The organism is Methylobacterium indicum (assembly GCF_001043895.1).
GTDB lineage: Bacteria > Pseudomonadota > Alphaproteobacteria > Rhizobiales > Beijerinckiaceae > Methylobacterium > Methylobacterium indicum.
The window spans coordinates 1-12,727 of record NZ_JTHF01000115.1; the positions used below are offsets into that span (position 1 = coordinate 1).

Annotated in this window: 10 protein-coding genes and 1 pseudogene; 4 read left to right on the forward strand and 7 right to left on the reverse strand. The window is 70.5% G+C overall.

Features of this window, described 5'->3' with window-relative positions; translation table 11 throughout:
• Nucleotides 1-30: 30 nt before the first annotated feature.
• Nucleotides 31-1,359 (reverse strand): benzoate 1,2-dioxygenase large subunit, encoded by a 1,329-nt coding sequence (gene benA, locus QR78_RS14080; protein WP_048428163.1) that lies wholly within the window; start codon nt 1,357-1,359, stop codon nt 31-33.
• Nucleotides 1,360-1,626: 267 nt separating this feature from the next.
• Here benA and QR78_RS14085 point away from each other — a divergent pair, with 267 nt between their 5' ends.
• From QR78_RS14085 to QR78_RS31940, 3 genes and pseudogenes are all read left to right on the forward strand, one after another.
• Nucleotides 1,627-2,535, forward strand: coding sequence for a LysR family transcriptional regulator (locus QR78_RS14085; protein ID WP_048428164.1), 909 nt, complete (start codon nt 1,627-1,629; stop codon nt 2,533-2,535).
• Nucleotides 2,536-2,837: 302 nt separating this feature from the next.
• Nucleotides 2,838-3,569, forward strand: a pseudogene (locus QR78_RS36780) (PAS domain-containing protein); the annotation flags it as partial.
• Entirely contained in the window at nt 3,561-5,048 is a 1,488-nt protein-coding gene (locus QR78_RS31940; protein WP_082172123.1) for a PAS domain-containing methyl-accepting chemotaxis protein, read from the forward strand. The pseudogene QR78_RS36780 and the gene QR78_RS31940, both read left to right, overlap by 9 nt.
• 90 nt (nt 5,049-5,138) lie before the next feature.
• Here QR78_RS31940 and QR78_RS14095 read toward each other — a convergent pair whose 3' ends face one another.
• The 5 genes from QR78_RS14095 to QR78_RS14115 form a co-directional block, all read right to left on the reverse strand.
• Nucleotides 5,139-6,074, reverse strand: a complete 936-nt coding sequence (locus QR78_RS14095) for an acetamidase/formamidase family protein (protein ID WP_048428171.1) — start codon at nt 6,072-6,074, stop codon at nt 5,139-5,141.
• A gap of 93 nt (nt 6,075-6,167) precedes the next feature.
• Nucleotides 6,168-6,965 (reverse strand): IclR family transcriptional regulator, encoded by a 798-nt coding sequence (locus tag QR78_RS14100; RefSeq protein ID WP_048428166.1) that lies wholly within the window; start codon nt 6,963-6,965, stop codon nt 6,168-6,170.
• A 28-nt stretch (nt 6,966-6,993) separates the two neighbouring features.
• Nucleotides 6,994-7,734 carry an SDR family NAD(P)-dependent oxidoreductase gene (locus QR78_RS14105; protein WP_082172122.1) on the reverse strand — a complete coding sequence of 247 codons (741 nt, stop codon included), beginning with the start codon at nt 7,732-7,734 and terminating at the stop codon, nt 6,994-6,996.
• Between the two features lie 11 nt (nt 7,735-7,745).
• Nucleotides 7,746-9,065 (reverse strand): MFS transporter, encoded by a 1,320-nt coding sequence (locus tag QR78_RS14110; protein ID WP_048428168.1) that lies wholly within the window; start codon nt 9,063-9,065, stop codon nt 7,746-7,748.
• A 110-nt stretch (nt 9,066-9,175) separates the two neighbouring features.
• Nucleotides 9,176-9,733, reverse strand: a complete 558-nt coding sequence (locus QR78_RS14115; RefSeq protein ID WP_048428169.1) for a 2,4'-dihydroxyacetophenone dioxygenase family protein — start codon at nt 9,731-9,733, stop codon at nt 9,176-9,178.
• A gap of 323 nt (nt 9,734-10,056) precedes the next feature.
• On the opposite strand from QR78_RS14115, the gene QR78_RS14120 reads away from it, so the two are divergent.
• On the forward strand, nt 10,057-12,201 hold the full coding sequence (locus tag QR78_RS14120; RefSeq protein ID WP_048428170.1) for a helicase-related protein: 2,145 nt from the start codon (nt 10,057-10,059) through the stop codon (nt 12,199-12,201).
• Between the two features lie 115 nt (nt 12,202-12,316).
• Here QR78_RS14120 and QR78_RS14125 read toward each other — a convergent pair whose 3' ends face one another.
• Nucleotides 12,317-12,607, reverse strand: coding sequence for an SDR family NAD(P)-dependent oxidoreductase (locus tag QR78_RS14125; protein WP_244278479.1), 291 nt, complete (start codon nt 12,605-12,607; stop codon nt 12,317-12,319).
• Nucleotides 12,608-12,727: the final 120 nt, after the last annotated feature.

Sequence of the window (12,727 nt, forward strand, 5' to 3'; positions counted from 1 at the left end):
CCCACAAGGGGGAGGGGAGAGGGCGGCGGTTTACGGCAAGTGCCGCCGCATCGTATCCATCCAGTAGCGGTGCTGGATCGCGAACAGGCCCTCGTCCTCGGTCTTGGCGCCGCTGAGCAGCGGCGTCAGCCCGATCGCCTTCGCCCCCTCGTCCGCCCCCTCGATCCAGTGCTGGGCGCCGCGGCAGAGGTCGTTCCACTGCGCCGCGCGGCCGCGATAGCCGATCTGGCAGGCGCGGAATTCTTCCAGGTCGTCCGGGGTCGCCATGCCGCTGGCGTTGAAGAAATCCTCGTACTGGCGGATGCGCCGGGCCCGGGCATCCGGCGCCTCGCCCCGCGGCGCGATGCAGTAGATCGTCACCTCGGTCTTATCGACGGCGATCGGCCGGTAGGTCCGGATCTGCGACGAGAACTGGTCCATCAGGTAGACGTTCGGGTAGAGGCAGAGATTGCGCGAGCGGTTGATCATCCAGTCGGCCATCGCCTGCCCGTGCTGCTCGGCCAATTCGCCGCGCCGGTCCCAGTTCGGCCGGTCCTCCGGGTTCGCCCAGGTGGTCCAGAGCAGCAGGTGGCCGTGCTCGAACGAGTAGAAGCCGCCGCCCTGCTTCGCCCAGCCGCCGGCATCCATGGCGCGGGTCTTGTCGACGACGTGCGATTCCTTGCGCCGGCTCGTCGTGGCGGCGTAGTTCCAGTGCGTCGCGCTGACGTGGTAGCCGTCGGCACCGTTCTCGGTCTGGAGCTTCCAGTTTCCGTCGAAGACGTAGGTCGAGGAGCCGCGCAGCACCTCCAGCCCGTCCGGCGACTGGTCGACGATCATGTCGATGATCCGCGTCGCCTGCCCGAGATGCTCGGTCAGCGGCTTCACGTCGGGGTTGAGGCTGCCGAACAGGAAGCCGCGATAGTTCTCGAAGCGCGCCACCTTGGTCAGGTCGTGCGAGCCGTCGCGGTTGAAGCTCTCGGGATAGCCGGCATTCTCCGGGTCCTTGACCTTCAGGAGCTTGCCGCCGTTGCTGAAGGTCCAGCCATGGAACGGGCAGGTGAAGGTCGCCTTGTTGCCGCGCTTGTGCCGGCACACCATCGCGCCGCGGTGGCTGCACGCATTGACGAAGGCCTGCAGCTCGCCCTTGCGGCTGCGGGTGATGACCACCGGCTGGCGGCCCATGAAGGTGGTGAAGTAGTCGTTCGGGTTCGGGATCTGGCTCTCGTGGGCCAGGTAGATCCAGTTGCCCTCGAAGATGTGCTGCATCTCCAGTTCAAAGATGGTCGGATCGGTGAAGATGTCCCGCCGGCACCGGAACACGCCGGTCTCCGGGTTCTCCTCGACCGCGCTCTCGACCACCTGATGCAGATCGTCCAGCATGATATCCTCCCTGCCGCGCCGGCTGTTCTCGAGACGAGGGAGGTCGTTGCCGGTCCACGCGCCGTGCGGGCCGGATCGGATCTCGCTCTCGTCTTGCGCAGGGTGGCGTGGTCTCGGGGGGACTGCGTCGTCCCGATCCCCGCTTTCGCCCTGAGCGTTTCCTCTTTTTCCGGTTCTAAGGAAGCGGCATAACGAGGTCCAAGACCGATTGGGAACAAAACCATTCCTGGCAGGAATGATCGGGCAGGAATGATCGGGGAGGATTGAGTGGAGCTGCGCCACCTGCGCTACTTCGTGGCCGTCGCCCGCGCGCAGAGCTTCACCCGCGCCGCGGAGGCGATGCACGTCGCCCAGCCGGCGCTGAGCAAGCAGGTGCAGCAATTCGAGGAGGAGTTCGGCCTGGAACTGATCGAGCGCGGCTCGCGGCCGGTGCGGCTGACCGAGCCGGGCCGGGTGATCTACGAGCAGGCGCTCCAGATCCTGGAGCGGGTCGACGACCTGCGCGAGACCGGCCGGCGCCTGCGCGTCGCCGAGCGCAACAGCTTCCGCATCGGCTTCGTCGCCTCGACCCTCTACGGCCGGCTGCCGGAGATCCTGCGCGGCTACCGGACGAAGCGGCCGGACGTCGACATGACGCTCCTCGAACTGCTGACGCTGGAGCAGATCGCGGCGCTGAAGGAGGGGCGGATCGATGTCGGTTTCGGCCGGGTCGAGATCGAGGATCCGGCGATCGAGCGCGTCCTCCTGCGCAACGAAAAGCTGATCGTCGCCGTGCCGATGGCCTGGGACGCCGCCCGCCCGCCGGGGCCGTTGCGCTTGCGCGACCTCGCCGACACCGCCCTGATCCTCTACCCGAAGAGCGCGCGGCCCAACAACGCCGACCGCATCCTGGCGCTGTTTCGCGAGCACGGCGTGCGCCCGCCCGTGATCCACGAGGTGCGCGAACTCCAGACCGCGCTCGGCCTCGTCGCGGCCGAAGCGGGGGTCTGCGTGGTCCCGGCCTCGATCGAGCGCCTGCGCCGCGACGGCGTCGCCTACCGGCCCCTCGACGAGGAACGGGCGCTGATCCCGGTCATCATGAGCTACCGCCGCAACGACCCGTCGCCGGAGATCGGGGTGATCCTGCAATGCGTGAAGGAGGATTACGCCCGGGAGGGGTTGCGCTTCGGGGTATGACGCCGCGCCGATCGATCCCCGCAGGCGCTCGCAGGCTTGCCGCCACCCCGACGCGACCCAGCGGAACCCGGCGCATCGGCACGGACGGGCAAGCGTCGGGCGTCCTGTTCCCAGAAAGCTGATCCCCCCAAGAGTCCAAGAAACAGGAGGGGGAGAGCGTCGTCACTCCCTAAAGTTATAAGCAACGCGTGCAGCCTCGCGTTAGGGGATGGACCGTAGCGTCCGGCCTCATCAGCGAGGGCCGAAGCGTATCAGACCGGACAGTCCGGAGCGTCGGCCCGGAGAAAGACGTGAGTGCGGTCATGCTTTTGCTTAATCAGAGATTGAAGGCGCACATGAACGCGCTCGATGCGTCGCAGGCGATCGTCGAGTTCGACCTCGATGGGACGATCATCACGGCCAACGCCAATTTCCTGGCGGCGGTCGGGTATCGGCTGGAGGAGATCCAGGGACGGCATCACACGATGTTCGTCGATCCCGCCGAACGCGACGATCCCGCCTATGCCCAGTTCTGGGCGGCTCTGCGCCGGGGCGAGCATCAGGTGGCCGAGTTCAAGCGCATCGCCCGGGGTGGTCGCGAGATCTGGATGCATGCGAGCTACAACCCGCTCCTGAACCGCGCCGGCAAGCCGTACGGCGTCGTCAAGTTCGCCACCGACATCACGGCGCAGACGCTGCGCAACGCCGATTTCGCGGGCAAGCTGACGGCACTCGACCGCTCGCAGGGCATCATCGAGTTCGATCTCGACGGGACGGTGACCACCGCCAACGAGAACTTTCTCGCGGTCCTCGGCTACGAGGCCGAGGAGGTGCGCGGCAAGCATCACGGGATGTTCGTCGAGGCGTCGGAGCGGAACTCGGAGGCCTACCGCGCCTTCTGGGAGGCCCTGCGCCGGGGCGATCACCAGGTGGCCGAGTTCAAGCGCATCGGCAAGGACGGTCGCGAGGTCTGGATCCGCGCGAGCTACAACCCGGTGCGCGACAACGCCGGGCGGATCGTGAAGATCGTCAAGCTCGCCACCGATATCACGGCGCAGAAGCGGCTCGGCGCCGATCACGAGGGCAAGCTCCGGGCGCTCGACCGCTCGCAAGGGATCATCGAGTTCGATCTCGACGGGACGGTGACCACCGCCAACGCGAATTTCCTCGCGGTCCTCGGCTACGAGGCCGAGGAGGTGCGGGGCAAGCATCACGGGATGTTCGTCGAGGCGTCGGAGCGGAACTCGGAGGCCTACCGCGCCTTCTGGGAGGCGCTGCGACGCGGCGAGTTCCAGCAGGCCGAGTTCAAGCGCATCGGCAAGGGCGGTCGCGAGGTCTGGATCCAGGCGAGCTACAACCCGGTGCGCGACGCCGCCGGACGCGTGACGAAGGTCGTCAAGTTCGCCACCGACATCACGGAGCAGAAGCTGCGCAACGCCGACTTCGAGGGCAAGATGATGGCCCTCGACCGCTCGCAGGGGATCATCGAGTTCAATCTCGACGGGACGGTGATCACCGCCAACGCGAATTTCCTCGCGGTCCTCGGCTACGAGGCCGAGGAGGTGCGCGGCAAGCATCACGGGATGTTCGTCGAACCGACCGAGCGGCACACGGAAGCCTACCGCGCCTTCTGGGAGGCGCTGCGCCGCGGCGAGTTCCAGCAGGCCGAGTTCAAGCGCATCGGCCGGGGCGGCCGCGAGGTCTGGATCCAGGCGAGCTACAACCCGGTGCGCGACGCCGCCGGGCGCGTGACGAAGGTCGTCAAGTTCGCCACCGACGTCACGCGGGCGGTCGCCGAGCGGCTGCGCCGGGCCGAACTCCACCGGGCCATCGACAGCGACCTCGACGGCATGGCCTCCTTCATCTCGCAGGCCTCCCAGCAGGCGGTCGGCGCGGCGAGCGCCGCCGAGCAGGCCTCCGGGAACACCCAGAGCGTCGCGGCGGGCTCGGAGGAACTCGCGGCCTCGGTCGGCGAGATCAGCCAGCAGGTCGGCCGGGCCCTCGAGGTGACCGGGCGCGCCGTCGAGCAGGCGAACGCCACCTCGACGGTGGTCGCCGGGCTCGCCGCGGCCGCCCAGCGGATCGGCGCGGTCGTCGAGACGATCGACCGGATCGCCTCGCAGACCAACCTGCTGGCGCTCAACGCCACCATCGAGGCGGCCCGGGCCGGCCAGGCCGGCAAGGGTTTCGCCGTGGTCGCCGCCGAGGTGAAGGAGTTGGCGACGCAGACCGCGCGGGCGACCGAAAGCATCGGGCGCCAGATCGCCGAGACGCAAACGGCGGCGAGCGAGGCCGCCTCGGCCATCGCCGGCATCGGGGCCACCGTGGGGCAGGTCAACGAGATCTCCTCGGCGATCTCGGCCGCGATCGAGGAGCAGAGCGTCGTCGCCCAGGAGATGTCGTCGAACATGCAGGCGATGACGCAGGCGGTCTCGGAGATCAGCCGCAACATCGCGCTGATCGCCGACCACACCCGCCGGGTCGATCACTCGGCCCAGCAGGTGCGCGAGGCGTCCCGCAGCATGGTCGCCTGACCTCGTCCGGGGTCGGGCGGCCGTTTCGCCGGGGCCGGGGAGGGGGCGTTCCGTCGACGGGCCTCATGCCCGGTCATGCGGACCGGTCCGTCAGCGCTGCAGGTAGTCCTTGCGCAGCATGCAATGGATGCCCTTGTGCTGGTTGACCGTCTGCGTCACCCGCAGGTCGGCGGCGATTCTGCACAGGGCATAGGCCTCGTCGCGGGTGATGCCCACGCGGGCGACCACGAGGTCGATCATCTCGCGCAGCGCCCGCTCGGCGCAGCGGTCGAGGTCGGGATCGAGGCCCATCGTGATCACGTGGGTCGGCGTCTCGGCCCGGGGAGTGCCGAGCCGCAGGTCCGTGCGCAGCACGAACTCGAAGGTGCCCGAGAGCGCCGTCTCGATCGCCGTGACGTTGACCTCGCCGTCGCCCTGCGCGCCGTGGCCGTCGCCGCAGGAGAACAGGGCGCCGTCCACGAAGACCGGCAGGTAGAGCGTGCTGCCGGCGGTGAGTTCCTTGTTGTCGAGGTTGCCGCCGAAGGCCCGCGGGATGATCGAGGTGCAGCGCCCCCAGGCCGGCGGCGGGGCCACCGCCATCACCCCGAAGAACGGCGACAGCGGCAGGTCCAGCCCCCAGGGCATCCGGGCGGTCAGGCGCTCCCGGTCGAGGGGGATGGTCATGTGGTGGAAGTCCGGGAAATCGTCCGGCAGGGTGCCGGCGAGCGGCCGGTGGCGGTTGAAGCCCCAGTCCTGGCGCAGCGCGACGTCGAGAACCCGCACCTCCAGCACGTCGCCGGGCCGGGCGCCCTCGATCGCCACCGGGCCGGTCAGGATGTGGCCCGAGGGGATGCCGGTCTCGGCTTCGTGGATCGCCAGGAGTTCCGGGGGAACGTGGAAGCCCGCCGGCGGCAGGGCGTCGGGCCCACCCGACACGGTCTCGATCGTGACCCGCTCGCCGCTGCGGATCGTGAGGACCGGCGGGACGCCCGCGTCGAGGTAACCCCAGCGGCAGGTCTCGGGCAAGGCGGTCAGGCGATGCGTCATGCGGGGCGATTCCGGAATCGGCGGGGAGGGGCGGTGGCCGAGCATTGCCCGTGACGGGGGCCGCGTCGAGGGTTCGCGACGCGATCTCGTCGGTCAGCGCCCGCCCGCGACACGCGCCACGCCCTCGGCGCAGGCCCACATCGCCCGCAGCACCGTCTCGGCCGGCAGGGTCTCGAAGCGGTAGCGCGGGAGGCTCACGCTGATGCAGCCGAGGACCCGGTGTCCGGCCCCGCGCAGGGCCATGCCGTAGCAGCAGATGTCGAGTTCGTTCTCCTGCAGGTCGAGCGAGTGGCCGCGCTCCCGCGTCTCGGCGACCGCGCGGCGCAAGTTGCTGCGGTCGGTCAGGCTGTGGGGGGTGCGCGCCGGCAGGGCGAGCCGGTCGAGGAGAGCGGACAGCTCGGGCTCGGGCAGGGTCGCGAGCCAGGCCTTGCCGACGGCGCTGGTGTGCAGCGCCACCCGCGTGCCGATGCGGGACGCCATGCGCACGGTGCGGTGGCTCTCGAGCTTGTCGACATAGACCATCTCGCCGAAATCCGGCACCGCGAGGTGCACCGTCTCGTCGAGGTCGTCGCGCAGGCGCGCGAGCGGCTCCCGCGCCGCCTGGCGCAGGAGCGAGCCGTCGAAGGAGCGGAAGGCCAGGCTGACGAGGCGGGGACCGAGCTGCAGGACCCCGTCCTCCTCGGTCACGAGGCCCTCCGCCACCAGGGCGGCGACGATGCGGTGCACCGTCGGCCGCGGCAGCTGCGTGTCGCGGGCGAGCCGCGCGACCGTCGCCGCCTCGGGCGCATCCGCCACCGCCTGCAGCACCCGCATGAACTTGCCGAAGGCGGCGGTGCCCGGGACGTCGGGGCGCAGGGAGGCCCGTGTCGCGGCGTCGTCGTCCGGAGCCATGGGGCGCTGCCTCCTCGTCGAGCGGTCGTTACGTGACGAGGTAGCCGCCATCGACCGGTAGGACCACCCCGGTCACGAAGGCGGCGGCGGGGCTCGCCAGGAAGGTCACCGCCGCCGCGACGTCGGCGGGAATCCCCCAGCGGCCGAGCGGCGTGCGCGACAGGATCGGTCCCGCCCGGGCCGGGTCGTCCTGGAGGGCCTGGGTCAGGGGCGTGGCGATCCAGCCCGGCGCCACGGCGTTCACCCGGATGCCGTCCGGCGCGTACGCGATGGCGAGCGACTTCGTCAGCTGCGCGACGCCGCCCTTGCTGGCGCTGTAGGCCGGCACCAGGCCGCCGCCGAAGAACGACAGCATCGAGGCGGTGTTGACGATGCTGCCGCCGGTCTCGGCGAGCTTCGGACGCGCCGCGGCGCAGACCCGCATCGTGCCGGTGAGGTTCACCGCCAGCACCTCCTCGAACACCTCCGGCCGGTGCTCGTCGCCGCGCCGGATGATGCCGGCGCAATTGACCACGATGTCGAGCCGCGCGCAGGATCCGACGAGGGCGGCGACGGCCGCGCCGTCGGTGACGTCGAGCTCGTGCGCGGTGAGCGCGAGGTCGTCGGGAATCGGGCAGGCCGCCGCACCGATGCCGGCCGCGTGCACCCGCGCGCCGAGGCGGGCGAGCGCCTGCGCGATCCCGGCGCCGATGCCCGAGGTCGCCCCGGTGACGAGGGCGGTGCGTCCCGCGAGGAGATCGGGAACGAAGGTGTTTTGGGGTTGGGTCATGTCGGGCCGGGTCATGCCGCGCGCTCCGTCCGGATCAGGGTCTCGCTGCCCTCGAGCGGCTTGCGCACCAGGACGATGTAGGCCACGGCCGCCAGCACCGCGACCGCGGCGGCGGCCAGCAGCGCGTTGACGTAGGAACCGGTGCCCTGGACGATGTAGCCGGTGATCACCGGCGCGAAGGACCCGGCGAAGTAGCCGCCGAAGTTCTGGATGCTGCCGAGGGAGGCGACCTGGCGCTTGGGCACCGCGACGCTCACCATCATCCAGGCGGCCCCGCTCGCCATGTTGATGAAGAACATCGCCAGGCAGATGTAGACCACCGCCATCGTCACGCTCGGCGTGTAGGCCGCCGGCACCGTGAAGGCGCCGCCGCCCAGCAACCCGACGCAGACCGGCCACTTGCGGCTGGCGACGATGCCGGCGCCTCGCGCCAGCAGCCTGTCGGCGGCCTGGCCGGCGCACAGCATGCCGAGCGTGCCGAACACGTAGGGGATCGCCACCACCCAGCCGGTGCGGGCGACGCTCAGGCCCCGCTCGTGCTCCAGGTAGGAGGGCAGCCAGGTCAGGTAGAGCCAGACCATGTAGATGACGCCCATGAAGCCGAGGATCATGCCCCAGGTCGTGGCGTGGGCGAACAATCCGCGCCACTCCGCGAAGGTCATGCGCCGGGCCGGCGGCTCGGGGGCCGCGCCCTCGTCGAGATGGGCGACCTCGTCGGGCGTCAGCGCCACCTCGGCGCGGTTGCGGTAGACGAGGACCCAGCCGACCGCGACCACGATGCCGACGAGTCCGGTGACGACGAACATCCAGCGCCAGCCGAGCCCCAGCATCATCGCGGTGAGGAGCGGCGGGGCGATGCAGGGCCCGATGCAGGACGAGGCGACGAAGATGCCGGTCGGCGTGCCGCGCTCGCGCAAGCTGAACCACTCGCTCACGGTCTTGGCGCCGGCGGGAAATTGCGGCGCCTCGCCCAGGCCCAGGACGGCGCGGGCGAGCACGAATTGCTGGAAATTGGCGACGAAGCCGGAGACGAGCTGCGCCAGGGACCAGAAGAACATGCCGGCCCCCAGCATGATCCGCGAGCCGATCCGGTCGAGAAGCGCACCGACCGGCAATTGCGAGAACGCGTAGGCCAGCGAGAAGGCCGAGAGCAGCCAGCCCATCTCGGCCGGGGAGAGGGTCATCTCGTCCCGGATCGCCGTGTTGGCGATCGAGAGCGCCGAGCGGTCGACGTAGTTGATGATGCCCGCAACGGTCAGGAACGCGACCGCGATCCACTGGATGTGGCGCAGGCGCGGTGACTTGAGGCGTGATGCAGTGCCGGACGACATCGCGTGCCGGTCCTCCCGTTTCGTGTTTGATATCGGTTTGTTAGATCTTGACGACGGATTTCGTGCCGCGCCGGTCGGGGCGATCCCGGTTCATGACGAGAGGCTCTGCCTCAGCGGATGAACTGATCGACGTAATCCGCGCCCAGTCCCACCGCCTCGTAATGCGCCCGGCACAGGTCGATCTTGGTGAAGACGTCCTCGTAGCCGGTGTGACGGCCCCAGGGATCGACGTAGTACATGCAGCCGGTGACCTGGAAGTAGGTGATCATCTCCTCCACGCCCTCGTCGACCACGAGGGTGTGGGTCTCGCCCGGCGGCTCGAAGGCGTAGGCGCCCTCGCTCGCGACCCAGTCGTGCTCCAGGTAGCGCCAGCTGCCCTTGAGCACGAAGGCGTGGACCGGGCCGGGATGGCGGTGCCGGCTGAGGATGCCGGCCTTGCGGACCTTGAGCAGGTTCATCCAGTAGCCGGCCGAGACGCTCAGGCAGAGCGGCCGGAACCACACGCTCTCGGCCTGCGGCACCCAGATCCGGTCGTCCTCGGGGATCGCCGGCGCCACCACGAGATCGGGGCGGATTTCTGCCGGCTGCGGCCTCTGGTAGGGCATGCGCCGCAAGGTGGCGGCGTCGAGGCCGGCGGCGGGATCGGCGCCCGGTGCAGTCGTGGTCATGTCGCCCTCCCGATGTCCATATTGTGGACGTGTTGTCCGTTATGTGGATGCTCACCGTGGCACGGTCTTCTGTCAAACCTTGGCCGCTGCATGGCAGCGTTGCAGAATGGAAGCGGCCCGCCGTCGCGTCCGGTTGCTGTGGACCGGCCGCACGCCATCTCGGTTCGAACGGGACGACGGGATGGTCCGCGACGTGCAGGACGCTCGGCCGTGAGGGACCGGGTGGGACCGATGCCTCATCGCGGGAGGCTTCGCGGGTCCTGACTGGGCGGCGTGGTCGGCAGGCGCCCAGGCGGCGGCGCGGGGAAGAGAGGAACTGATTCGTGGCACGCAGGCGCGTCCAACCCACGTCCGAGATTCTCGGCCAGATCGTCGCCCGTCTCGGGCTGCCGCCCCGGTCGGTCGATCTCGAGGCGGTGCGGGGCCATCTCGGCCTGCCGGAATTCGGCGGCTACGTCGAGGAGGGGCGGGTCGCGCGGGCCCTGAAGGCGATGAAGGCGAGCCGCGCCTTCGCCGAGACCGGCATCGAGGCGCTGCGCCGGTCGGTGCCGAGCCTCCGGGCCACGGTCTCGAACGGCGATGCCATTGCCTGGCAGGTGCGGATCGCGATCCCGATCCTCGACGACGGCCGCCTGGAACTGCGGATCGATGCCCCGTCGGACCCGGCCGCCACCGCCATCCTGCGCGGCATGGCGCATCGCAACGATCCGACCTGGCGGATCGAGGATCTGCGCGCGGCCGTCGCCCAGGTGACGGCGCGGATCACCGGCGCGATGCGCCGGCCGGTGGAGCGCCTGCGCGACCAGATCCGCCTCGACCTGCGCGAGGTCGGGGCCGATGCCTCGACGTATATCGCCCAGCTCGACCGCTCGCTGAGATCGCGTCCGTTCGCGTTCAGCGACGACCTCGGCGGGTCGCTGTTCCACACCCTCACCCCCGTGCGCAAGCGCGCCAGGACGGTGGCGCGCCAGGATTCCCGTCTCCGGCAATTGCGGGATCGGGTCGGCTTCGGCGCCTACATCGAAAAATTCACCGCGGCGCGCCGGCTCGGCCGGCGCATCGTGTTCCACATGGGCCCGACCAATTCGGGCAAGACCTACGCCGCCCTCAAGGCGCTGACCGAGGCCACGACCGGCACCTATCTCGCGCCCCTGCGCCTCCTGGCGCTGGAGAACTACGAGGCGCTGCTGGAGCGGGGCCTGCACGCCGGCATGGTCACCGGCGAGGAGGTCCTGGGCGAGACGAGCCCGACCCACACCGCCCGCACGATCGAGACCGCGGACCTGACGCGCCCCGTCGACGTGGCGGTGATCGACGAGATCCAGATGCTGTCCGATCCGGATCGCGGCTGGGCCTGGACCAACGCGCTGTTCGGCGTCCCGGCCAAGACCGTCATCGTGTGCGGGTCGGACGACGCCCTCGCGTATGTCCGGCGGGCGGCCGAGGCGGCGCGCGAGTCGCTCGAGGTCGTCACCTTCGTCCGCAAGACGCCGCTCGTGCTGCTGGACGAGCCGGTGCCGCTCGAGAAGGTCGCGCCGGGCGATGCCGTCGTGGCCTTCTCGCGGCGCGCCGTGCACGAGAACCGCGAGGTGCTGGTGGCCGCCGGCCATCGCGTCGCCACCATCTACGGGGCGCTCTCGCCGGAGGTGCGGCGGGCCGAGGCCGCGCGCTTCCGGACCGGCGAGGCGGACGTGCTGGTGACCACCGACGCGATCGGCATGGGCCTGAATCTCGGGCCCCTGCAGCGCGTCGTGTTCTCGGCGGTGCGCAAGTACGACGGCGTCGGCGAGCGGGCCCTGACGAATTCGGAGATCCGGCAGATCGCCGGCCGGGCCGGTCGCTACGGCCATCAGGAGGTCGGCTACGTCGCGGCCTGCGAAGAGACCGGCATCGCGCCTTTGAAGACCGCGCTCGGCGGCGCGCCGACGGCGCCGGCGGCCGATACCCGCTTCTTCGTCCGGCCCGACCTGATCGCGATCCGCTCGGTGGCCGAGGAGATGCAGACCCAGAGCCTGCGCGAGGTGCTGGCGCATTTCGCCCGCGCCACCTTCTACGCGGGCTCGCCGTTCCAGCCCTCCGCCCTGGAGGAGATTCTCGAGGTCGCCCGGCTGGTCGACCGCGCGCGCCTGCCGATCGAGGAGAAATTCGCGTTCTCCGTCTGCCCGATCGACCGGCGCGACGACGTCGCGATGTCGGTGCTGGAGCGCTGGACCCAGGCGCGCGCGGCGGGCCTGGGGGTCCCGGCCCTGCGGGCGAACCTGCGCGGCGAGCTCGACTACCAGGAGCGCACGGTCAAGCTCGCGAGCGCCTATCTCTGGCTGTCGCGCCGCTTCCCCGACACCTTCGACGACGTCGAGGCGATCCGGGCGATGCGCGGCCGGGCCAACGACGCCATCGAGCAGCATCTCCGGGAGACGGCCACCCGCAAGGCCGAGCGCCGCTCGCGCCGGACCGCCCAGGCGCGGTGACGGGTCCCGGGGATCACGCGCCGGACCGTCGGCACCCGATGCCGACATGGTCCGGGTGCGGCGACGAAGACGATGCGGGAAGCGGCGGTGATCCGCTCCCCTCGAACACGATCCGTCACAGCGAGCTGCCGCCGCAGATCACCAGCTGCTGGCCGCTCACGGCTCCTGCTTCGGGCGACAGGAAGTAGGCGACGGCGGCCGCGACCTCCTCGGGCCGGATGAAACGGCCCAGCGGTGGACGCTTCGGCGCGACGGCGCCCCGCGACGGGTCGGTCAGCATCGGCGTCTCGGTCGCCGCCGGGGCGACGACGTTGACGGTGATGCCGCGGGGCATCTGCTCGGCGGCCCAGGAGCGGGCGAGCGCCACGAGGGCCGCCTTCGAGGCCGCGTAGGCGCTACGCCCCACCGCACCCGCGGCATCACCGTCAACGTCGTCGCCCCGGCGGCGACGTTGACGGTGATGCTGACCGACCCGTCGCGGGGCGCCGTCGCGCCGAAGCGTCCACCGCTGGGCCGTTTCATCCGG